Source organism: Mucilaginibacter sediminis, assembly GCF_051903035.1.
Classification (GTDB): domain Bacteria; phylum Bacteroidota; class Bacteroidia; order Sphingobacteriales; family Sphingobacteriaceae; genus Mucilaginibacter.
The window spans coordinates 4,735,929-4,759,253 of the sequence record NZ_CP170602.1; the positions used below are offsets into that span (position 1 = coordinate 4,735,929).

Consider the following 23,325-nt stretch of genomic DNA (forward strand, 5'->3'; position numbering starts at 1 on the left):
GTTAAATGTGTAATTAACGCAAGTGTAACTAATACAATAACTAATAAACATTATAAAAGTAAAGTTAGTATTGCTTTTTACTTTTCAAACAGAAACCTAACGTTTTTTACTCCAAAGCAGCAAAAACGATGCAAAAGTGCTATATTTATTACTATTTTCCTAAGAAAATATGATATTAATCATGTTTTTCGATCAATTTTATACAATTATCTTGTTTTTTCCTGAATTAATAAGGTGATTTTGCCCTTTCCAGACAAAAACGCCCGTTGTGTTTGGCGGCAATACGACCTCTATATCCCATTTTCCTTTTTTTAGCTCATATTTTACCGCGATTTTGCCGTTAGGGTGAGGGATTTCTCCGCCTATTATTTTTAGATCGCCTAAGTGCGGTTCAATTTTTATTTTGCTAAAACCGGGCGCATAACTATCAATGCCTAAAACGGTACGGTAAAATTCAATATTGGGGCTGGCGCCCCAGGCGTGGCAGTCGGACCGGTTATGTCGCAGGTCCGATATTTCCGCCCAGGTGGTAAGTCCCATTGCGATGTTCTTTCGCCATATATCAAGCCATTTTAAATAATCATTGCCATAGCCGCTTTTAATTAGCGCCTGGTGCAGGTAATATTTAAAGTAGATGGTGCATTGGGTAAGCGTAGTATCGGTCATTAGCTTTTTGCCAAGGGCAGATGCTTCATTGCCGGTTACCATACCTGTTAAAATTGCAAGTGAATTGGTATGCTGGGAAAACAATTGCTGATCTTCCACATCGGAGTATAATTGCCTGCTGGCTACCCAATATTTTTGTTGGATGGTGGCTTTTAATAAATTGGCCATATCATGATAATATTGCGAAATGATGGGTATGCCAAATTTGGCCTCCATTTGCGAGGCTTGCTGGTAAGCCCACATCAATTGCAGATCTAACAAAGCCGAGGAGCCGTTTACGCTTTTGGGGGCGGCGCCAAAGTCCCAGCCTTTATCGGCAACCCAATCGGCAAAGTTCCAGTACGGGGTGTTTTTTAACGAGCCGCCAGGCTGCTGATATTTCCTAAAAAATGCTAATATATCCTCTACGCCCTGTAATTTGCTTTGCACAAAAGCGCTATCGGGCCGGTACATCCAATAATCATGCAGCATACCGATGTACCATAAAGAAAATGTGGAGATAATTTGTGGCGAAAATGAAGGGTGCCGGCTTAAGGTAACCCCTTCGGCAATGCGCGAGTGGTCCATCAGGTTAATGGCATTACGCACCAGGCGGTCATCGCCGCTGTTGTAGTACGATACCAGGGCCTGGATGCGGCTATCGCCCACATATTGCAGCTGCTCGTAATACGGGCAGTCGTAATAAGTTTCACCTGCGCAAAGCCGCGCCGTGCGCCAGCCAATGTCCAGCATTTTTTTCATTTCGCCAGTACCTTCAAGCTTTGCGTTTAGTTTAAAAGGATAGCCGGTAAAGGTGCCGTAGATGTCGTCAACCTGTAAAGGCTGTGCGGCGGTTGTTATCTTTAATTCGATATACCTGAACGTGCGAAAACTAAGCGTATTAAACGACTGACCCGCGCTGCCATCAGACACGATGCTATCCCGGCGGCCCGAAAATATTTTACCCTCCACATCATCGCGGTTGCCTTTTTCAAGCCCCCCGGGTCCGTGCAGTTTGGTAAATAATGTTTCGGCATAACTTAGGCTGATACCGGCATTTTTACCAAGGCTAAAATTGAGCGATACAAAAGCATTGGTTAAAAAAGTTTGATCGAGCAAAAAGGTAACGGTGGTATTTGCAGGAATGGTTATAGCTGTTTTAGTTGCCGGGAAGCTTTTAGGTACGGTTATCCCTTCGGCCTTGCGTAATACCGGGATGCGTTGGTAAGTTAACTCCACCGGCGGAATAGACGAAGGTACCAGCATCCAGCCAAAAGCATTCGGGGTACCTTTGGGTTTACCACCTTCTATCTTAACGGCATTTTTCCAGCCGCTCACATCCGTCTTTTCGGCATTCCAGTTGGCGATACCGGCGTTCATATCTACCCGCTCGCCCGGGCCTGCTACGTAATAAGTACCATATCCAACACCAACAATGGGTTTGTATCCTTTATCGCTGATGCCTTTCCAGCTTTTATCAGTATTAATTATCGCTTCCGCCTCGGCATCGCCCTGCATGATAAATCCCGCCTGGATAGAGATCTGCGCTTCGGGGCGATAGTCACCGTCGTTCCAAACCACGGCAGCAATAACATTATCGCCCGCTTTAAGATATGGCGCCAGGTCTACAGTTTCATAATTCCAGTAATACGTGTCGCCGCGGGCCGGGCCTAATGATACCAGTGTTTGGTTTATGTACAGTTTATAACGGTTATCGGCAGATACATGCACATTAAATGTGGCCGGTTTATCTTTGATGTTGATATTTTTGCGGAAATAGTAAACCCCATAATCCCGCAGCGATTCGCCGGGCACAGTGATCCAGGCCGCTTTCCATTGACTTTTTAACAGTGCCGGGTTAATGGCCTGCGCATGGCCGGCAAGAACAGTGAAAATAAAAAACAGCGATAACGCGGCTTTATATACAACTTTCATAGAAGATGGGTTATAATGTGGTTAGCAAGTGCTTAAGTGCTAAATTACAATTAAAAATGATTAGAGATCTGTTGAGAATTATCATTTTGTTACCTCACCGGATACGGTGATTTTTAAATAAAATAAAGTGCCTGTCTTTATTTTAGTCGCGATATTTGCATCTGTCGCGGACCAATCACACCTTAATCTGGCGAAAGGTTTCCAAAACTTTAAAACCGGCATAGCCGTAAACGAAGCCATTGAAAATAAAATTGCGGCTGTGCAGGGCAAAAAATGGGCGCTTGCTTAACCCGCAGGCACACAAGCCCGGAGGCTTGCGGCCGCGAAAAAGAACTTATTGGTGCAGGGGGCTGCCCTGAAGGTAAAAGCATTATATTAATTCCCTTTTAAACTGATGCGTATAACACTTAATGAATAAGGCGGCACTACGTAACCGCTCAGTTGTGCTACGCTGATTTCGGCGTGGGAGGGAATGATGTTTTTTTGCTGATCGATGGTGTTTTTATCAGAAGGCTGGCCTTGCAGTACATCAATTTTGGCGTTAGCAGCCATCATACCCAGGCCCGAAAGCTTTGCCATGGCAGTTGCAGCCTGTGGACCGGCGTTCACGATTTTTAAAATAACATCGCCGGTTTCGCTGTTTTGCACGCATGATGCAGCCAGGGTCGAGTCGGCACGGGCGCCGGGCCGGTTAAGTGATATAATACCGGGAATGTATACATCGCCCTGGTTAACCGCAAATAATTGCTGGACATAGTAATTTACCGTAGGCACCAGGGTTTTGTTATCAAAGTAGATGAGGTTGGGATTCCACGAGGTATGCTTAAGATTGGCCAGCAGCGGCGCGTAAGACGCCATTTGCACAATATCGCCGTTACGCTCAAGGCTGGTCATAAAAGCGGCTTCCGAAAGCGCGTTAATGAGGGTGTTGCCCCATGATGCATATTCACCAATGTACACCTTTGATTTTGGACGGCGGTAGCTGTCATACCGGCTATTGTTTTTCAGGAACCATTCGGGCTTTTCGTAAAAATGTTCGTCAACAACAGGTACCGATAGCTGATCGGCAAACTTCCAGCCAAGGTCATAATCTTCACCCGATGGCGCGGGGCCTACTGTGCCTACGATAGTAATTTCGGGATGTTTTGCGCGTACGGCATCATATATCATTTTAAAGCGATCCCTGAAATCATTGGTTTGCTTGTCCTCATTACCAATACCCACATATTGCAGGCCAAAAGGTTTTGGATGGCCTGCTGCAGCCCGTTTAGCGCCCCAAACCGATGTAACTGGCCCGTTGGCGTATTCTATCAAGTCCAACACATCCTGAATATAGCCTTTCATTGCGGCCAGGGAGAGTCCTTTTTGGCCGGTTCCGCCAATCTTCCAGGTTCCGCCAGAATTTTGGCAGCTTACCCCGGCCGCCAGTACCGGCAGCGGTTTGGCGCCAATATCCTCGCAAAATCTAAAATACTCATAAAAGCCCAGGCCGGTACTTTGATGGTAATTCCAGATGTTGCGCTGTTGAACCCGTTGCTCAACAGGGCCGATGGTGTTTTTCCAGCGGTATATGTTATTAATGCCATCGCCGTGTACCAGGCAGCCACCTGGAAAACGGAGAAACTTGGGCTGAAGATTGGCTATGGACTGAGCAAGATCGGCCCGCAGCCCGTTGGCTTCATTTTTAAAAGTATTATGCGGAAAAAGAGAAACTTCATCGATAGCTAAAACCGAACGTTGCCTGGCAAGTATCGTAAGCCTCGCCGTATCGGAGCTTGCTGTGGCAGTAATGGTTCCCGTGTATTTTCTCCATGCCCCAGCCTGGGTCTGGAATGAAAATGTACCGCACACAGCGCCCTTATCTCCGCGCAGATCCACCTGCATGGCCACAGGTTTGGCCGAAACTTGCCTTACGTATACAGAGAAGTCATATTTTTGGCCAGCTTTGATACAGATACCATCATACCCGGCATTGGTAATGCCAACGCCTTGCTGGCCGGCGTCATCGATATTTAGCAACACATAGTGCGGATTATTGAAGTGCAGGGGTTTAGCTGTTTCTACAGATATTGTGCCGTAACCAAATCCTTCGGTGGTGTACTCCCAGGCTGTTAGGGGGTTCCATGTTTTCCTGTCGCTGGCGCTGTACTCGAATGATCTGTTCTGTATCAATTCGGCGTAAAGTCCGCCATCGGCCGCGTAGCTCAGGTCTTCAAAAAAAACGCCAAAAAGATCTTTGCTGATTGGCTTACCAAGCTTCGCATTTGCAGCTAAGGTTTGGGCTTTTTTTACGCTCAATGCGGGGGCTCCCTGGCCGTGGGCCATATGGGCAACAAACAACAGTGCCATGCATATTGCAGGCAAAACACGCTTAAAAAACATCAGGTTTAATTTTTGAGGTTGATAATTAATAATTGTTTTTTTAACAATTATTAACAAATATATATCTTTTTAGGAGAAATAAAAATTTGCTGCTTTTTTACCATATAACACAACAATAACAGCAACGCTTCCCCGCTCTTTTATGATTGTTGTTTAAACAATTATAAAAATGTTATTTCATTCGCCGTGTTGAACAGCTAACTATACCTGCCAAATGCCGGGGTTAAAGTTATTTGGATAAACTCCGCACCATTTCAATATGCTCAATACCATCTTCGTCATACACCTCGCCTTCCGAAACAAAGCCGAGCGACTGGTAGAACGAAAGGGCGTAAGTTTGCGCGCCAATACGGATAGCTGCCGGGCCAAATACATCATAGCAGCTTTGAATAGCAAGTTCCATAATTTTTCTGCCAAGACCGGTTCCCCTGAAAGCCGGCGAAGTAACAACCCGCCCTATAGAAACTTCAGGGTATGATATGCCAGCAGGAACCAGCCGGCTGTAAGCTGCCAGCTTGCCATCGGCGTACAATAAAAGATGATAGCATTGCTGGTCTTTATTATCCTGGTCCAAAAACACGCAGTTTTGTTCTACCACAAACACTTCGCTGCGCAGGCGGAGTAGTTGGTATAGTTCATTAACATTAAGGTGGCTGAAAAGCCTTATTTGATAAGTTAAGTTCATGGGCCAGATATGGATAAGGCAAAGTTAATTGTTTGGGTGAACGGCCTAACTAACTTTATGAGAAAATTTCTTTTAACTATGAAAGAACATTGCCAACAATTCAATAGCTGAACCAATAGTTATAAGCGATTTAAAATGGCAAACAACAGGGTTTTAACGATTTTGGTTTCCGTTTTCTGGAAAACAAAACATTTTTGGGCCTTGTTTCCCGATAAGTTCAATTACTTTTCAACTTGTTGAGTATATCCCGGGGCTGGCTTTTGAGCTTATTTTGCACTAATAGCTGCAGATATTACCGCTTTTGAATGCTAACCTATTCAACCTTAAGCGGAGGGCCGAGCAACTGCATTTCGTGATCGGAAAAAATTTTTGCAAGCTCGGTGTCCGATGGTTCATGATCAAGCGATTGCATGGCCACAAAAAATTCTTCAAGCTTACCGGCTGGTTGCAAAGTTACCGTCATCTTTCCTTTGGCGCTTACCTGGGTCCAGGCATGCGGCACATTCTTTGGCAAAAAGATGCTTTCACCTGTAGTTAAATGAAATTTATCCTCGCCTACCTTAAAAAAATACGATCCTTCCAATACATAAAATATTTCATCCTGTGTAGGGTGGATATGCAATGGCGTTCCTCTGCCCTGCGACAAGCTGGTTTGCTCAAAAATAGCCAATTCGCCATCGGTATCTTTCCCGGATATCTTCACATCCAAAATATTTGAGTTTACCCCTTTTAATTTAATATGCCCATGTATCCGGCCTTCGCCGGCCTGTATTTTAAAGCCCTTGTTAACGCGGATTAAGCTTTTCTTTGAAATAATGGCCGCAAACGGTGCAAACGGAACCGCGGCAAATGTCAAAACAGCGGCAATGAATTTATTCCTTTTCATAAGTAGATTTTAAATTTACATGCTGATATAAAGTTAGTTATAAAAACAAGCAGAACATCATCAACCCCAATAATTAAATCTACAGGCGCTTCACCAAATTAAGCCAGGTTCATAACCGCATACAATGCAGTAACAGAAATGATAATCCATAGGGCAATACCCTGAAGCAACGGTCTGAAGCCAACAGAAGCAAGTACCTTTCCGGATAATCCGGCACCGATAAGGAATAACGTGAGTGTTAAGCCGGCTTTGGCAATGGTAATTATATACGGACGAACCTGCTTTATAACCGGAATATAAGTATTAGCGACCATTGCCAGTACAAATAAGGCAATGAAATAAGGAATGCTAACTTTTTTTGACTTGTTTTTAAAAATAAAGGCCGACAGAAAAGCAACCGGTATAATCCATAAAGCCCTTGTAAGTTTTACCGTGGTGGCCACTTCCAGCGCATGGCTACCATATTTACCCGCAGCGCCAACCACCGAGCTGGTGTCATGTATCGCAATAGCGCACCATAAGCCAAATTGCGTTTGAGTAAGGTTAAAGTGATGCCCTATTGCCGGAAAAACAAACAGGGCTACCGAATTGAGGATAAATACACAGCCAAGGGCAACGGATATTTGCTTCTCCCCAGCCTTAATCACGGGCGATATAGCTGCAATAGCGCTTCCGCCGCATATGGCGGTACCTGAAGATATAAGATAAGATGTTTTCTTTTCAATGTTTAACCATTTTCCTATAAAATGGCCAAATATAAATGTACATGTGATAGAAGCTATAGAGAATAATATGCCCTCCTTCCCAGCCTGTAAGGCGCTATGTACATTCATGCCAAAACCTAAACCCACAACAGAAATTTGCAAGAGCAGGTGAGTGGCCTTATGATTTATGTGTAAATAAGGGTGACCGGTGAACTGGGCAACAGCCAGGCCCATAACCAACGCTACGGCCGGGCTAATATAGGGTGTAATACAAAAGAGGATGCAGGTTATAAAAATGACTCTCCGGATATTTTCACTGGTGTTCAAAATGAACCCTGTTGGCGAGATTAATGGCGGTTGTGTGTTCATGTTTCTTCTTTTTGACACGGCAAAACTCCGTAATCAAATGCCCGAATTTTCATCACATTATGCAATGTCCGATAACTAAAAGTTATTTAACCGATGGATTGTACGTGCCAAATGAAAAGCTGCAAACAGGAAAAGCAGCAACGGCGGTGAAGCCAGATTTCCAGCAAATTCTATATAGACAAGACTTGTTGGTTACACCCCAACCAACCCCGCCATCTCATTCAAAAATACCAGCGCCTGATCAATACTATGCACACCTTCAACACTTAACCTTAGTGTGTTTTTAACTTCTTTTAAATTAGTACGCCTTGGGTTGGCCTGTACAAAAGCCAGCACATTGTGGAATGCTTCGGTTTCAAAGTAGGATGATTGCTGATTGGTGATGAAGTACCCGCGCAGCACATTCTTTTTTAACGAAATTTTTTCAAAACCGATAGCCTTGCCCATCCATTGCAGGCGCATGGTATTCAGCAGGTCATGTACCTGTGGCGGTATAGGCCCAAAACGGTCATGCAATTGCTGCTGAAAGGCCGATAGTTCAACTTCCCGCTCCAGTTTGGATAGCTCTGTGTATAAATTATAACGCTCGGACAAATTGGTTACATATTCATCCGGGATCAGGATCTCCTGGTCGGTATCTATCTGGGTGAAGGAAATATATGGGCGTGGCTTATCATCCGGGAATACACCTTTAAATTCATCGTCCTTTAACTCCTGGATGGCTTCGTCCAAAATTTTATGGTACATCTCGAAGCCTATTTCGGCAATAAAGCCGCTTTGCTCTGCCCCTAAAAGATTTCCGCTGCCGCGGATGTCCAAATCGCGCATGGCTACGTTAAAGCCGCTGCCCAGGTCGCTAAACTCTTCAATGGCGCTAAGGCGCTTGCGGGCCTCGCTGGTGAGGGTTGACAGCGGCGGGCTCAACAGGTAGCAATAAGCTTTTTTGTTGCTCCTGCCTACGCGGCCGCGCATCTGGTGCAAATCGCTCAGGCCAAACATATGGGCGTAGTTGATGATGATAGTGTTGGCGTTCGGGATATCCAGGCCGGCTTCAATAATGGTAGTAGCCACCAGCACGTCGTACTCGTGATTTACAAATTTCAGCATTACATCCTCAAGCGCATCGCCCTCCAACTGGCCGTGGGCAATACCAATACGGGCTTTAGGTACCAGTTTGTGAATCATGCCGCCTAACTGCGGCAAATCGGCTACACGGTTATGGATAAAAAAAACCTGTCCGTCGCGCTCAATTTCAAACTCAACAGCTTCTTTTATCAGTTTATCGTTAAATACATGCAACTCGGTAACTACCGGCTGCCTGTTGGGTGGTGGTGTTGATATGATGGATAAATCCCTTGCGCCCATTAGCGAAAAATGCAGGGTGCGTGGTATCGGTGTAGCCGTAAGCGTAAGTGTATCTACATTGGCTCGCATTTGCTTCAGCTTCTCTTTGGTGCTTACACCAAACTTTTGCTCCTCGTCAATAATCATCAGCCCCAAGTCTTTAAACTTTACATCCTTGCTTACCAGGCGGTGGGTACCTATAATGATATCTACCTTACCTTCCTTCAGCTTCTCTAAAGTATCCTTTATCTGCTTGCTGGTTTTAAAGCGGTTAATGTAATCTATATTAGCCGGGAACCCCTTGAGCCTATCGGTAAATGTTTTGTAGTGCTGGGCCGCTAAAATAGTGGTTGGTACCAATATGGCCACCTGCTTGCTATCGGCAACGGCTTTAAAAGCAGCGCGAACGGCTACTTCGGTTTTGCCAAAGCCCACATCACCGCAAATCAGCCTGTCCATAGGGTGCGGCGATTCCATATCTTTTTTAAAGTCGGCAGTGGCTTTTTCCTGGTCGGGAGTATCCTCGTACAAGAAAGAGGCCTCCAGTTCAGTTTGCAGGTAGCTATCGGGCGAAAAAGCATTGCCATGTTGGGCTTTGCGCAGGGCGTAAAGCTTAATCAGGTCGCGGGCTATGTCTTTAACTTTTTTTTTTGTTGTTTTCTTCAGGCGTTCCCAGGTATCGGTTCCCAGCTTGTTCATGCGTGGAACGGTGCCCTCCTTGCCGCTGTATTTGCTAATTCGGTTTAGCGAATTGATGTTTACATATAACAGATCGTTATCGGCATAAATCAGGCGGATCATTTCCTGTTGCTTGCCGTTTACCTCCACTTTTTCCAGCCCGGCATATTTGCCTATGCCGTGATCAATATGGGTAACGTAATCGCCGGGCTTCAGGTCGCGCAGTTCCTTTAGGGTGATGGCCTGCGAGCGCTGATAGCCTTTTTTGAGCTTGTATTTATAATAACGATCAAAAATCTGGTGATCTGTGTAGCATGCCAGCTTTTGCTCGTGGTCAACAAAACCTTCGCGGATTGAGATACTTATTGGCGTAAATTTTACCGTTTTATCCAAATCATCCAATATGGCGTACAAACGCTCAACCTGGCGCGATGAATCGGTGAGGATAAAATTTTCAATCTTTTCCGCTTCGTTATTTTTAAAGTTATGGATCAGCAGCGTAAAATCTTTATTGAATGACGGCTGCGGGCGCATGTCAAAATTGATTGATGCGCTTGGCTGATAAAAAAACTGTTTGCCAAACTCCACCACGGGAAAATCAAACAGCTGGTCGGCAATAAGTTTTTCGTCGGTGAAGCCAAATTTAGGATCAATCCAGTCCGGGTTTTGGGTTTTTTCGTCTGCAGATAATGCTTTCCACAAGTTGGTGGCCTTTTTAAAGCCGCTTTGGATGATATCCAATGTAAACTGTACGTCCTTAATCCAAACCTGGGTACCAGGCTCTACATATTCCAACAGCGAGATATTGCTTTCTGTTAAAAATTTAGATTGTACATTGGGCACAATGGTAATGGTTTTTACCTGCTCAACAGACAGCTGGCTTTCAATCTCGAACGTGCGGATAGATTCAATAAAATCGCCAAAAAACTCCACCCGGTAAGGCAGGTTGTGCGAGAATGAAAAGATATCTACAATGCCGCCACGCACAGAAAACTGCCCCGGCTCGTACACAAACTCAACGCGCTCAAAATCGTACTCAATTAAAAACTCGTTGATGAACTCGATGCTGAGTTTATTGCTTACCGCAATTTCGAGTGTGTTTTTTTCAAGTGATGCCCGGTCAATCACCTTTTCGGCCAGGGCCTCTGGGTAGGTAACTATCAGCTGGCCAAATTCCGAAGCATGGTTAAGTTCGTTGAGTACTTCGGCACGTGCCAGTACATTGCTGCTGTCGGGCTGGGTAAATTCAAATGGTTTGCGGTATGATGAGGGGAAAAGCAATACTTCTTTCCCTGTAAGGTTTTCCAGGTCGGCCTGAAAATACCCGGCTTCCTCGCGCTCGGGCAACACAAACACCATGTGCTTGTGCTGCAAAAAATATAATGCTACCGCCATGGCCGCATCACTCGATCCGACTAAACCACGCAGCTGTACCCTTGGATTTTTTGACGCATTAAGCGCAAGCGCTAATGCTTTAATCCGGTCATCAGCTTTATACCTATCTAATATATCACGGATGTTCAAACTGCTGCAAATGTAAGCAAAAAAGCCTTTTTAAATAAACAGCTATAAATAGTATAAAACAATGCAAACAATATGATGGCTTATTTACTTTTTAATGATAAATTAGGGTATTATTTCTCCCGTAGCTCAACCTAAATTTTTTAAACCAAAATTTATATATCATGAAGAATGCAATTATTTGGGGCGTTATTATTGGCATATTAAGCGGAATCTGGATGTATGTTATGCACGCCTCGGGAATTACACCAACCGGCGACAAAGTAGCCACGCTTGAATACTTTTCGTTTATTATCCCGGCCATTGGCTTATTAATTGGCATTTATAGTTATCGCCAAAATGATTGTAACGGCCAGATGGGATTTTTTGAAGCGCTGATACAAAGCTTTAAAATATTGATTGCCGGCGGTATTGTAACCGTTTTTGCCACGATTTTATATGTTAGCTACAGTGGTGTATCCATGAATGATATCCTTAAGGAATCATCCGGCCGCATCTTTGGTGCTTTGTTAGTTGGCGTTTTATTGGCGTTTGCGGTATCTTTACTGTTTACCAATAAATCAAACAAAGTTGATTAAACAGCTTTTTCGCGACTATTTTGAACTCATTTTCTGGATTACCGCAATGCTGTGCCTGGCGTTTACCTCGCCACAGGCCACATCGCATTTTACATTATGCCCTTTAAAATTGATGGGGATAACCTGGTGCCCCGGCTGCGGTTTGGGGCACTCCATTATCTACCTGTTTCACGGGCAAATTTCCAATTCATTTCATGCGCATTGGTTGGGCATACCGGCCGTGCTGGTGATATTTCATAGGATATATGTTTTGGCAAGGCCTCACCCAACCCTCCCCAAAGGAGAGGGCTTTTGACTTGCAAAGGAAACCAATCTGCTTTTTAAAGTCCTCTCCTTTGGAGAGGATTTAGGTGAGGCTCTTTTTCACCGCCAAAACCTACGGTTTCACCGACTTGTTAGCCCTGCTAACCTATATCCCGTAGGTGTTTTCCGTGTGCCGATGTACCTTTATATCATCAAAACAAACACAAACTTTAATCATTACTAAAATGAGCACTTACCCAAATTCATATATGATGTTCGACGGAATGACTCCTGAAGAATTTTCTTTTGTACAACAGGCCACCGCCGCTTTAACCGAAAACCAGCAACGTTATTTTATGGGTGTTTACGCCAGCAAACGCCGCAACCCACAGGATATTTTGTTAGCTACACTTGCGGGTTTCCTTGGTGTATCAGGTATTCAACGTTTTATGACCGACCAGATTGGAATGGGTATTGTATACTTTTTTACCGCAGGTTTTTGCTTTATCGGTACCATCGTCGACCTGATTAATTATAAGGGCATTGCCAACGAGTACAATCAAAAAATGGCCTTCGAGAGCTTCAATATCGCTAAAATGACCAACTAAGTTTCCCGGTTACGGGCAAAGTTTCAACATATATATATCAAAAAAATCCACCTTCTGTTACGGGGTGGATTTTTTCGTAAGCTGAAAGCGCAAAGCCGAAGGCCTAAAGCCGGAGCGCCCAAGCGGAATTTGCTTATTTTTTTCTGCCTTTCGCTTTCTGCCTTCGGCTTTGCGCTTTTAGCCTTCGGATTTCAGCTCTCCTCCCCCAAATACTTGTTGTCAATTTGTTTATCGGCTTTTGCGCCCAGCTTTTTGATTTTTTCGGCTGTGGTGGTCAGGTTTCCGCGGCCGTCTGATAGTTTATTTACGGCGCTGTTATAAGCATTTTGGGTATAGGTAATGTTTTTGCCAATATTATCCATATCGCCTAAAAAGCCCACAAATTTATCGTACATATCGCCGCTAAGGCGGGCTATCTCCAATACGTTACGGTTTTGGCGCTCCTGTTTCCACATGCTGGCAATAGTGCGCAGAGTAGCCAGCAGGGTAGATGGGCTTACTATCACCACCTTTTTATCCCAGGCATAGTTAAACAGCTCGCCATCCAGTTGTACGGCTATACTGAACGACGATTCTATCGGTACAAAAAGCAGTACAAAATCGGGCGAGTTTATTTTATACAGGTCGTGATATTTTTTGGCCGATAAACCACCGATATGGTTTTTAATTGATTCTACGTGCGCTTTGGCAAATAGCTTACGGTCTTCTTCGGTTTCGGCGCTTATCAGCCTTTCGTAAGCTATCAGCGAAACCTTAGAGTCGATAACCAGGTGTTTTTCATCCGGCAGGTCGATAATTACATCCGGCTGATAGCGGGTGCCGTCATTGGCCTGCATGGCAGCCTGTATGCGGTACTCCTGGTCTTTCACCAGGCCCGACCTCTCCAGCACCCGCTCCAGGATCACTTCGCCCCAGTTGCCCTGCTTTTTGTTGTCGCCTTTAAGCGCCCTGGTTAAATTCTGCGCCTCGTCGCTTATCTGTTTGTTCAGGTCCATTAATTGGGTTATCACACCTTTCAGGGTGTTGCGCTCGGCGGCTTCCATATTATAAACTTTCTCTACTTTGTCTTCAAAAGCTTTCAGGTTTTCTTTAAGCGGATTCAAAATCTGGTCGAGATTGTTGCGGTTTACATCAATAAACTCTTTTGATTTTTCTTTCAGCAGTTTTTCGGCCACATTTTCAAACTCCCGCTGGAACTGCGTGCGGATTTGTTCTATCTCCACTTTTTGCTCCTGCATTTTTTCCTGCTGCGAGGTATAGTACGCGCGGGCGTTCTCCAACGATTTATTGGCAGTGGCTAACTGGGTACGTTCATATAGCAACTCATCCAAGAGCCGGTTTTTCTCGTCTTTTAAAAATTGGGTAATGTTTTCTTTTTCGCTGGCCAGGCCGCTGGCTTTTTCTTCGGCTTTGGCCAAAGCAATTTTAAGCTGGTCGCTCTCTGAGCGCAGCCGGTTCAAATCGTCTGCCGAGATCAACTCAATGGCTTTGGGTTTTTTAATAAACAGCAAAACGGCTATCAGCAGTATAACAACCGAGGCAATAATCAGTATCTCTGAATTCATTTTGATAAAAATATTAGCAAATTTAGGTTAATATTTTTAGTAATGCCATAGATAATAGCGATCTGCTTGAACTGGACGGACTTCGGCCAACAAAGCGTGGGAAGTTCATCTTGTTACTCCTAAAGTGTTTTGAAAACGATCTTTTTGTCATCCTGAGTTACGAATTTTTCAAAATTCTGAAGGGGGAATGACGTTTATTGCATGGTGGCGAGCCGACTGTACAATGTGTTTATTTCCCCTTCGACGCCGATAGATAATAATGCCATAACAACATGCTTGCCACGGTTTTATATGGCGCCCATCGTTCGGCCACGGCAAGCACTTCTTCCCTGGTCGCATCTTTTGGCAGTTTTTTTACCCGCTTTAAGGCATTCACCGCGGCAAGGTCGCCAATGGGGAATACATTGGCGTGCTGCAGCACAAACATCAGGTATACATCGGCTGTCCAGTTACCGATGCCTTTCAGGGCGGTTAGTTTAGCGCGGATAACGTCGTCAGGTAATTGTTCAAGGGCTACTAAATCCATCTGGCCACTGATGATAGCTTCGGCCAGGTATTTGGTATAGCTGGTTTTTTGCCGGCTAAAGTAACATGCTTTAAATTCCTCGTCGGTAAGTAATAGCACCCTCGCCGGGGTAATCTTCTGTACCCGCTCTCGCATTTTGTTTAATGCGGATAGCGCCGAGGCCAGCGAAACCTGTTGCTCCAGGATAATATGCACCAGGGTTTCGAACGTGTTGGGCCGCGACCAAAGCGGCGGATAGCCGTATGCGCTAATGACATCAGCCAGATCAGGATCGGCTAAAGCAAGCTCATCACAAATTTGGTGATAGTTGGTATGGTTAATCCGGTCGAACATGGGTTTATTCGGCTTGCTTTACAATGATCTTATCCAGGTTATGTAAATACCTCCGGCCGGTTTTAAAATCGGCAGCCGAGCTCATTTGCAGGCTTTCGGGCATTTTATCGGCTTTTATACCATTCTTTTCTGTCAGTATAAAAACATAATTGCCTACTTCGGTATTGTATAGCTCGTTCCATGAGTAAACCACTTTGTAGCCATCGATACCCTGGCAAACAAAATAAAAAGTACTCAGCAGCTTGTGGCTGGTGGTTTTAAATGCAGTGTGGCTTAAAATATCTTTCAGTAAAACGCCTTTCAACCGGCCGTCTTTATGTTTAAATTCACCTAAATGGTTGGTCACGTTCATTTCACCAATATCCTGCACTTTGTACTGCATAATGGAATCAATAGTGATGACCGATTGTTTTACAACCAGCCCGGTAATGCTAAACTTTTGTGTTGGGTTAAGTTTTTCCTGGGCAAAGACTGTCGTACTATATAGTAATGCAATTAGCAGTAGCTTTTTCATGGTTTGGTAAATATAGGGAGCCTTATCGAAAATTTAAACAAGACTCCCCGATTACACCCGGGTCAACGCTTATAATTGGGTTAACATAACTTAACACATTTCAGATAAAATATTATAAATATTTTATAATCAATATTTTATATTTTATCATGGTTAACACTAAACTGAGCGCGCAATTTAGGCGCATCCAAATATTTGTGCCTGTTGTTGGCCAAGAAAAGGCCCTTTGGTACCTGGATCATTTAACCAGGATCAGCCGACGTTCATCTATGACCTGCCAATCAGCGTTGCCATTATAAAGCCCGCATAATATCGCTTATTGATGCCCGCCTGGTATAATCCTTATTAAAATGTACAAAAGCAATTTTTCCCGATTGATTAATTACATAGGTAGCAGGCACCGGCAGTACATGGTCGGTATTGCCGTTACTTACATTTAAATCAAGGCCAAAGCCTTTGTATTTAGCTACGGTGGCATCATCAAGTACATAATTAACCTTATAATCTTTCATAATGGTGTACCCTTTATCCTGCACTATCGAAAATGACGCATGTGTTTTTTTGACGGTTTTGCCAATCCCTTCCTTAGTTTCGGAAGTTACCGCAATTACGTAGGCTCCCCTTGCACTCAGCAGTTGTAACGAATCCTGCAACTGGGCAATGTGTTTATTGCAATAAGGGCACCATTCGCCACGATAAAAAAACAACACTACCGATTTATGCGCCTTTAATAAAGTTTTCAAATCAACGGCTTTGCCGGCATTATCGGTAGTACTAAAAACAGGTGCGCTGTCCCCTTTGTTAAGCCCTGTTTGCGCGCGAAGGTGTAAGCCTGTAAAAGCAAGCATTACAATTAAAACGTATTTTTTCATCATTCAATTAATTAAGAATTATAAAATAGGATTAAAAAACAAGAGGGAGCATCACCTCCCTCTAAACGATCAACAAACCAAAACCAGGTTACATTTTACCTGCTGTGTCTTTTTTCATTTTATCCATCTTCATCTTGCTTTTTTCCATTTTGGCCATTTTTTTCTTTTCCATTTTAGCCATTTTCATTTTGCCTTTGGCCATTTTGCCGGTATCGCTTACTGCGGTAACCGGTGCTTTTAAATTTGCCGGAGTTAATGATTTAGCCTGCACGTTAAGGGTTAAACATAGTGCAACTACTGTTGCTGCCAATGCGCCTGAAATAATTGTTTTCATACTTTGATTTTTAGTTTCCATGTTGTTTTATACTAACATTTCAACCTTAGTCGGGCGGCTTAATGATACCTTACAAAATATTTTAATTTTTATTTAATTCCTCGTCAATGCGGTGTTGCAGCTCTTTTTTAAAACCCTCGTCAAGATGTGCCCCTTCGTTTTTCATCGAGTCATGAAAAAGCTGCTGCACCATTTGGTTAATAACGCGACTTTGCTTGTTATACAATGTACAAACCGAGCATCCCGCCAGGTGGATGCGCAGTTCGATAAATTCGCGGAAGCTCAATTTTTTGTATTGTTTTTTTTCAATCAAAAATGTAGCCTGCCTGCAATTGTATATGATATGTTTTAGTGGACTCATGTTGCTAAATTTTTAGGCCCAGTTTTTTTGGAGGCAAGCCCTGAGGTTAAGCTTGGCCCGGTGAATAATTACCCAAAAGTTGGCCTGTGTAACTTTAAGCTCGCTGCAAATAATATCTGTAGTGGCATCATCAATATGTTTCATGGTGAAAACAGCCATCCAAAGGGAGGGTAGTTTTTGCATACACTTTTGTAATATGCTGTTAAACTCCTTGCCTGCCAACGGGTCATGGTCTTCAATACCAAAAGGCTTTGGCTGGTAGGCCTTATTCCAATGCCCGTTGTCTTCGTCAAAAAAATCCTGCAGCTCCTCTTCGGCCTGTTTAACATCGGTATTTTTTAAGCCCGATGATTTTTTCCGGTAAATATCAATTATCTTGTTTTTAAGGATAGCTGTTAACCAGGTACGTTCGGAGCTTTTGCCCTCAAACTTATCGGCCCTTTGTAAAGCCGCCAAAAAAGTTTCCTGCACCAGGTCTTTAGCCAGTTCTTCGTCGTTCAATCGCGACAGCGTATAGCCATACAGATAATCGGCATGGGTTTCAACCCAAAGCCTGGGGTTTAAAAGTTGGTTATCAGCAGCCATTAAATAAGTATTTTCATAAAACCTTTATTCTATTAGTCGTTTATGCCGTCCAATCCTTACAATAAAATATTGCTTTTTTTACTTGCCCGAAACCGGTTTATAATTGCTTAAATTTACATATATCCTGTTGATTATATTTTAATTACGCATTTATTTGCCTGCTACCGGGCCTGTCAAATAAAAAATAATTTTTTGTAAGGATATCCAAAACAAGCCGACTAAGCCATAAAAACGTATATCAAACTGATAAAAATTATGAAACGATTTAAAATATTGGCCATTGCAGCCGGCCTTACAGTAGCGGCTTTGGCAACAACAGCATTTACTATCCCTGGTAACGCGGCAAAAAAAAATTACCCCAAAATTACAGGCAACGGATTTGCGGTAATTGAGCTTTTTACATCCGAGGGTTGCTCCAGTTGCCCGCCGGCCGATGAGCTGGTTGCCCGGATACAGAAGGAAGATGGCGATAAACCGGTTTACATTTTGGCTTTCCACGTTGACTATTGGAACCGCCTGGGCTGGAAAGATCCTTTTAGCAGTGCCGATTACTCGAAACGCCAAAACCAATATGCTAACTGGCTAAACCTGCAATCGGTTTATACGCCACAGATAGTGGTTAACGGGCATAAGGAATTTGTAGGATCGGAAGAAGGTACTTTGCGTAACGCCATAACCGCCGGCTTACGCGCTGCCCCGGCGGGCGGCCTAACGCTTAACGCGCAAAATAGCGCTGGCCACATTGCCGTGCAATACAAGGCCGAAGGTGCAGGCAAGAACACCACATTACTATTGGCCCTGGTACAAAAAAACGGGCAAACCAAAGTGCAGCGTGGCGAAAACGGCGGCCGCACACTATCGCATGTGCAAATAGTACGTAACCTACAAAGCGTACCATTAAACACAGCTGGCGTCGGCACAGCAAATATTGCTTTGCCAAATGGTTTTAGCGCTGCCGGTTATGAGGTTATTGGCTTTGTACAAAACACCGGCAATGGTGCTATATTGGCCGCGGCAAAATCGGGCTTTGATACCGGCGTAAGTAAATAGCCAACAGCAGTTTTCTGTTGATAGCCTGTAAGTGGTTTATTGGCCGCTTGCAGGCATTTTTAAAAAACCAAACCAACACTAAATGAAAATAATAAAAGAAAAACACCCACTGGCCATGCGTTGGACGCATTGGGTAAATTTCCCTATCCTCACCATTATGATATGGAGCGGGATGCTTATTTACTGGGCCAATGACGAGTACAGCATCACCCTGTTTGGGCATACTTTTTTCAGTTTTTTCCCTGAGGGGTTTTACCATGCCTTTAACATAACCCACCGGCTATCTGAGGGGATGGCGTTCCATTTTCTGTTTATGTGGGCTTTTGCGCTTAACGGCCTGGTTTATGTATTGTACACCATCATATCGGGCGAGTGGCGGGAACTGGTGCCGCAAAAAAAATCGTTTAAAGAGGCCTGGCTGGTGTTGCTGCATGACCTGCACATCCGCAAAATGGCACCGCCTCAAAATAAATACAACGCGGCCCAGCGCATTGCCTATACCGCAATTATTGTAATGGGTTTTGGCTCGCTGATAACCGGGCTGGCTATTTACAAACCGGTGCAATTTTATTATTTAACCTGGCTATGCGGCGGTTACCATTTTGCACGCATAATTCACTTTGCATTAACCATTGGCTATGTGTTTTTCTTCCTGATCCATATTATCCAGGTGATACTTGCCGGCTGGAATAATTTCCGTTCGGTGATATCCGGATTTGAAGTTATCACTGTAAAAGATCCTGAACCTATTACCGAAACCCCAACCCCCACTACAGATGAAAACCCCGTTCAATAAAAAAAATAAAGGCCCTAAAAAATCCCTTACGGTTGAGCAAAAGATAAGCCGACGTAATTTTATATCCTTTGGTACCTTTTTTATAGCTGCCGGGGCTGCCTATGGCGGATGGAAATGGCTTTATAATTCGCCCGAGGAAACTGCAACCGTAACAGCAGGGGCACGGGCTCCTTTGCGCCGGGCTTTAAACAAAACCGAGCTTGCCTTCCGCAGGATATTCAGCAATAATAACCTGGTAAAGACTTACCCCAAAGAAATGGCAGCAAAAAATGTACGCCATAATGAAGATATTGGCAGCGAAGGAAGAATAGATGTAGCCGCCTGGCGGTTGCAGGTAAAAAAACACTCGGGCGAGGTGCTGAGCATCTCCATTGATGATATTAAAGCCCTGCCAAAAACGGATATTGTTTATGATTTTAAATGCGTTGAGGGCTGGGACCAGATATCGCATTGGGGTGGCGTAAAATTCAGCGATTTTATAAGCCATTTTAAATTAGACGACCAGGCAAAATTACAATATGTAGGCCTGGCAACCCCCGATAAAGGATACTATGTGGGTATTGATATGCCAAGCGCCATGCACCCGCAAACCCTGCTGGCTTACGAGGTAAATGAACAGCCGCTGCCGCCAAAACACGGCGCGCCATTAAGGCTCATTATCCCCGTAAAATATGGAATCAAAAACCTCAAACGCATAGGCACCATGACTTTTAGCGATAACCGCCCCCCCGATTACTGGGCCGAGCAAGGCTACGATTATTATTCGGGACTGTAAGGAGGGTAAAGGCGAAAGGTAAAAGGCGAAAGGCGAAAGGTAAAAGGCGAAAGGTGAGCCTTTATTTAAGCACTACCCTCCGGTAGCTTATCTCCTTCACCCGAAGCTACCTTTTCGGCTTTCACCTTTTATCTGCCCCCTCTCTGCCGCCGAAGCTACCTTTTGCCTTTGACCTTTCGCCTTTTCCCTCCCACCCTTTGCGGCATTGAGTTAATATTTGCATATTGCATACCATGCCGGCAGCTAAACTTCCTATTTCAAAACAACTTGCTTATGCCTGCGGGATGATAGGCTGGAGCGTAATGACTAATATCATTATCGTGATGCTGCCTTATTTTTACCTGCCGCCATCCAACTCGGGTTTAATTCCGCTGGTGCCGCAATTGCTGGTATTTGGGGTGCTCAATATCATGTCAATCATCGTGGCTTCGGGCAGGTTTGTAGATGCTGTTTTTGACCCATTTATAGGTTCGCTCAGCGATAAAAGTAAAAGCCCGGGTGGCCGCCGTATCCCCTTCATGAAATGGGCTATTTTACCCGCAGTTGTTTTTTGCGCGCTTACTTTTCACCCGGTAACCCGAATGGAAAGCATGAAAAATGCGGCCTGGATCACATTTACCCTTGTTTGCTTTTTTATGGCTGCCACCAGCTATATTATTCCGTATAACGCACTATTGCCAGAGATGGCCGATACCGCCGCCGAAAAAGTAAAGCTATCTTCGTTTCAACAAGTGGGTTTTGTTATCGGTATCATCATATCGGCCATGGTAAATAATTTTGCCGACCTGGTGCAGCATAGCTTCCACATATTTGACCGCAATTCGGCAGTACAGTATACCATATGGGGCTTGTGCGGCTTTGCAGGGCTAATAATGCTGGTGCCCGTTTTAAGTATTGATGAAAAAAAATATTCCAGTAGCAAGCCAACGCATTTACGCCTGATTCCGGCCATCAGGAAAACGTTTGAAAACCGTAATTTCAAGTATTACCTCATATCCGATTTTTCATACTACATGTCGCTCAGTATCATATCAAGCGGCTTATTATATTTTTTAACCGTACTGCTTAACCTCCCCGAATCAATGGGAGGCATATTGATGGGATCGATGGTTCTGTTTTCGCTGGTATTTTATCCTCTTGTTAATTTCCTATCTAAAAAAATCGGGAAAAAGACGATTGTACTTTTTTCATTTGGCTTGTTGAGCCTCATTTTTGTAGCGATATTTTTCCTGGGTAAATTTCCATTTGCGCCGGAGGTACAAATTTATATCCTGGTTTTAAGCGCCTCTTTTCCACTGGCTTCATTAGGGATCCTCCCGAACGCTATACTTGCCGAGATAGCTCAAAGCGAGGCCCTGCGTACGGGTGAAAACCGCGAAGGGATGTTTTTTGCCGTTAAATACCTTTTTGTGAAGTTAGGCCAAACATTGGGTATAGCCCTGTTTGCTTTTTTAACCGTATATGGTAAAGATCCGGGCCACGATTATGGCCTGCGCCTTAACGGCATTTGCGGTGCTGTGCTTTGCCTGCTGGCTATTGTGTTTTTTAGCAGGTTCAGGGAGCAGAGGGTGAATGGATGAGTGAATTTGAAAATTTGAGGATTTGAAAATGTTAGCAAGAGGTGGGTATCGATCAATTGTCGACGGTGTAACACACTCCGGCCAATTCGCAGTGGCGGCGTGAGCCCCATCGATAGAAGATTTGAAAAACCACTCAGCCAATCAACTCAATCAACCATTCACCAAACACTATCTCCCAATATTATTAGGCCGTGTATATACCAGGTGCATTACGTTAATGTTGCGCATTTCAAAGGCGGCTTCACAATAGCACAGGTAATAGTTCCATTTGCGGATAAATTTATCATCAAAGCCCAGCGATTTTACTTTAGGCAGGTTGGCGTTAAAGGCTTCGTGCCATAATTTTAATGTCCTGGCATAATCCAGCCCGATATCTTTCAAATCAACCATCGTCATATCGCCGGTGCGGTTAATAGATTGGTTGATGGCGCCTACCGATGGCAGCAGCGAACCCGGGAAAATATGTTTCTGGATCCAATCAACCCCCTTACGCAGGGCTTTATAGCGTGAATCGGGCGAGGTGATTACCTGGATGGCCAAGATACCGTCTTTCTTTAACAACCCGTGACATTTTTGGAAGTATACGTCCATATAGTTAAAGCCTACGGCTTCCAGCATTTCAACAGATACTATCTTGTCAAAAGTGCCGTGCATCTGGCGGTAATCTTTTACCAGGATGCTTACCCTATCGCTTAAACCGGCAGCCTTAACACGCTCAACGGCCAGTTTGTGCTGCTCTTCGGATATGGTTAATGAGGTTACTTTACAGCCATATTTTTGGGCCATGTAAATGGCATTGCCGCCCCAGCCGCTGCCAATTTCAAGCACATGATCGGTTGGTTTTAAATGCAGCTGGCGGCACAGCCTGTCATATTTGGCTATCTGCGCTTCTTCCAGGCTTAAGCCATCTTTATAAAAGTAAGCGGCCGAGTAAGTCATGGTAGGATCAAGAAAACTGGCAAAAAAATCGTTGTTCAGGTCATAGTGTTCCGAGATATTCCTGCGCGAGCCTTCAACGGTATTGGCCCTTTTAAAATGATATATTTTATTAAACCACTTCATGATGTTAAGCGACAGCGTTTGAACTTTGCTGCCCGAAAGACCCGGTGTATTTTCAATGTTGAGCAGGAACCATTTAATTACGTTAGTGATATTATCGGTATCCCAAAGCCCATCAACATAAGCCTCGCCAAAGCCTATATCGCCAAATAAAATAAGGCGTTTATAAAATTCGCTGTGGTTTATGGTTACGCTTGCAGTAACATTACCTGTGCCGTTGCCCAAAACCATTTGCCCGCCATCGGGTAAAGTAAGGTAAAGGGTTCCCTTATCCATTTTGGATAGGATATTCAAAACGATATCCTGGTAAAAGCTATTGGTTTTTGTGATTGTAAGCGTGCTGGCCATGGTTCAGAAAACTATAATGCTGGTATGGTTATTTGTAATAGTTACGTAA

22 protein-coding genes are annotated in these 23,325 nt (G+C 44.1%); 8 read left to right on the plus strand and 14 right to left on the minus strand.

Translation table 11 applies throughout. The features are described 5' to 3' along the window. Positions 1-198 precede the first annotated feature (198 nt). Entirely contained in the window at positions 199-2,580 is a 2,382-nt protein-coding gene (locus tag ACFGVS_RS19375; RefSeq protein WP_439695215.1) for an alpha-L-rhamnosidase-related protein, read from the minus strand. Between the two features lie 127 nt (positions 2,581-2,707). Between ACFGVS_RS19375 and ACFGVS_RS19380 the strand changes: the two genes are divergently transcribed. Next, complete coding sequence (locus ACFGVS_RS19380) at positions 2,708-2,869, plus strand: hypothetical protein (RefSeq protein ID WP_439695216.1); 162 nt, start codon at positions 2,708-2,710, stop codon at positions 2,867-2,869. Positions 2,870-2,955: 86 nt separating this feature from the next. Here the strand turns inward: ACFGVS_RS19380 and ACFGVS_RS19385 are convergent, their stop codons facing one another. The 5 genes from ACFGVS_RS19385 to mfd form a co-directional block, all read right to left on the minus strand. Beyond that, a complete protein-coding gene (locus ACFGVS_RS19385; protein WP_439695217.1) occupies positions 2,956-4,962 on the minus strand; it encodes an alpha-L-arabinofuranosidase C-terminal domain-containing protein in 2,007 nt (668 codons plus the stop codon). A 229-nt stretch (positions 4,963-5,191) separates the two neighbouring features. Next, positions 5,192-5,647 carry a GNAT family N-acetyltransferase gene (locus ACFGVS_RS19390; RefSeq protein WP_090651492.1) on the minus strand — a complete coding sequence of 152 codons (456 nt, stop codon included), beginning with the start codon at positions 5,645-5,647 and terminating at the stop codon, positions 5,192-5,194. Between the two features lie 313 nt (positions 5,648-5,960). Continuing rightward, positions 5,961-6,533, minus strand: a complete 573-nt coding sequence (locus ACFGVS_RS19395) for a cupin domain-containing protein (RefSeq protein WP_439695218.1) — start codon at positions 6,531-6,533, stop codon at positions 5,961-5,963. Between the two features lie 98 nt (positions 6,534-6,631). Beyond that, positions 6,632-7,606: a YeiH family protein gene (locus tag ACFGVS_RS19400; protein WP_439695219.1), complete on the minus strand. Its 975-nt coding sequence runs from the start codon at positions 7,604-7,606 to the stop codon at positions 6,632-6,634. 192 nt (positions 7,607-7,798) lie between these two features. Next, complete coding sequence (gene mfd / locus ACFGVS_RS19405) at positions 7,799-11,152, minus strand: transcription-repair coupling factor (protein WP_439695220.1); 3,354 nt, start codon at positions 11,150-11,152, stop codon at positions 7,799-7,801. 161 nt (positions 11,153-11,313) lie between these two features. On the opposite strand from mfd, the gene ACFGVS_RS19410 reads away from it, so the two are divergent. From ACFGVS_RS19410 to ACFGVS_RS19420, 3 genes are all read left to right on the plus strand, one after another. Beyond that, entirely contained in the window at positions 11,314-11,727 is a 414-nt protein-coding gene (locus ACFGVS_RS19410) for a DUF4199 domain-containing protein (RefSeq protein WP_090651488.1), read from the plus strand. Next, complete coding sequence (locus ACFGVS_RS19415) at positions 11,720-12,022, plus strand: DUF2752 domain-containing protein (protein ID WP_439695221.1); 303 nt, start codon at positions 11,720-11,722, stop codon at positions 12,020-12,022. Before ACFGVS_RS19410 ends, ACFGVS_RS19415 begins: the two co-directional genes overlap by 8 nt. Positions 12,023-12,215: 193 nt before the next feature. Further along, positions 12,216-12,578, plus strand: coding sequence for a TM2 domain-containing protein (locus ACFGVS_RS19420; RefSeq protein ID WP_274210733.1), 363 nt, complete (start codon positions 12,216-12,218; stop codon positions 12,576-12,578). Between the two features lie 191 nt (positions 12,579-12,769). Here ACFGVS_RS19420 and rmuC read toward each other — a convergent pair whose 3' ends face one another. From rmuC to ACFGVS_RS19455, 7 genes are all read right to left on the minus strand, one after another. After that, positions 12,770-14,143: a DNA recombination protein RmuC gene (gene rmuC / locus ACFGVS_RS19425; protein ID WP_090651487.1), complete on the minus strand. Its 1,374-nt coding sequence runs from the start codon at positions 14,141-14,143 to the stop codon at positions 12,770-12,772. Between the two features lie 229 nt (positions 14,144-14,372). After that, positions 14,373-15,002 (minus strand): DNA-3-methyladenine glycosylase family protein, encoded by a 630-nt coding sequence (locus tag ACFGVS_RS19430; protein ID WP_274210735.1) that lies wholly within the window; start codon positions 15,000-15,002, stop codon positions 14,373-14,375. A 4-nt stretch (positions 15,003-15,006) separates the two neighbouring features. Beyond that, positions 15,007-15,516, minus strand: a complete 510-nt coding sequence (locus tag ACFGVS_RS19435) for a molybdopterin-binding protein (RefSeq protein WP_439695222.1) — start codon at positions 15,514-15,516, stop codon at positions 15,007-15,009. Between the two features lie 293 nt (positions 15,517-15,809). Continuing rightward, positions 15,810-16,391 carry a peroxiredoxin-like family protein gene (locus tag ACFGVS_RS19440; protein WP_439695223.1) on the minus strand — a complete coding sequence of 194 codons (582 nt, stop codon included), beginning with the start codon at positions 16,389-16,391 and terminating at the stop codon, positions 15,810-15,812. 85 nt (positions 16,392-16,476) lie between these two features. After that, entirely contained in the window at positions 16,477-16,722 is a 246-nt protein-coding gene (locus ACFGVS_RS19445) for a hypothetical protein (RefSeq protein ID WP_143065338.1), read from the minus strand. Positions 16,723-16,804: 82 nt separating this feature from the next. Further along, the gene (locus ACFGVS_RS19450; RefSeq protein ID WP_439695224.1) at positions 16,805-17,083 is read right to left on the minus strand and encodes a hypothetical protein; all 279 of its coding nucleotides are present in this window, start codon (positions 17,081-17,083) and stop codon (positions 16,805-16,807) included. A gap of 12 nt (positions 17,084-17,095) precedes the next feature. Then, the gene (locus tag ACFGVS_RS19455) at positions 17,096-17,668 is read right to left on the minus strand and encodes a sigma-70 family RNA polymerase sigma factor (RefSeq protein WP_439695225.1); all 573 of its coding nucleotides are present in this window, start codon (positions 17,666-17,668) and stop codon (positions 17,096-17,098) included. Positions 17,669-17,923: 255 nt separating this feature from the next. Here ACFGVS_RS19455 and ACFGVS_RS19460 point away from each other — a divergent pair, with 255 nt between their 5' ends. The 4 genes from ACFGVS_RS19460 (at position 17,924) to ACFGVS_RS19475 (ending at position 21,869) form a co-directional block, all read left to right on the plus strand. Beyond that, positions 17,924-18,718, plus strand: coding sequence for a DUF1223 domain-containing protein (locus tag ACFGVS_RS19460; RefSeq protein WP_439695226.1), 795 nt, complete (start codon positions 17,924-17,926; stop codon positions 18,716-18,718). A gap of 82 nt (positions 18,719-18,800) precedes the next feature. Continuing rightward, positions 18,801-19,514 carry a cytochrome b/b6 domain-containing protein gene (locus ACFGVS_RS19465; RefSeq protein ID WP_439695227.1) on the plus strand — a complete coding sequence of 238 codons (714 nt, stop codon included), beginning with the start codon at positions 18,801-18,803 and terminating at the stop codon, positions 19,512-19,514. After that, positions 19,495-20,289: a molybdopterin-dependent oxidoreductase gene (locus ACFGVS_RS19470; RefSeq protein ID WP_439695228.1), complete on the plus strand. Its 795-nt coding sequence runs from the start codon at positions 19,495-19,497 to the stop codon at positions 20,287-20,289. Before ACFGVS_RS19465 ends, ACFGVS_RS19470 begins: the two co-directional genes overlap by 20 nt. A gap of 233 nt (positions 20,290-20,522) precedes the next feature. Further along, entirely contained in the window at positions 20,523-21,869 is a 1,347-nt protein-coding gene (locus ACFGVS_RS19475; RefSeq protein ID WP_439695229.1) for an MFS transporter, read from the plus strand. Between the two features lie 168 nt (positions 21,870-22,037). On the opposite strand, the gene ACFGVS_RS19480 is transcribed toward ACFGVS_RS19475, so the two are convergent. Then, entirely contained in the window at positions 22,038-23,276 is a 1,239-nt protein-coding gene (locus tag ACFGVS_RS19480) for a class I SAM-dependent methyltransferase (RefSeq protein ID WP_439695230.1), read from the minus strand. Positions 23,277-23,325 lie beyond the last annotated feature (49 nt).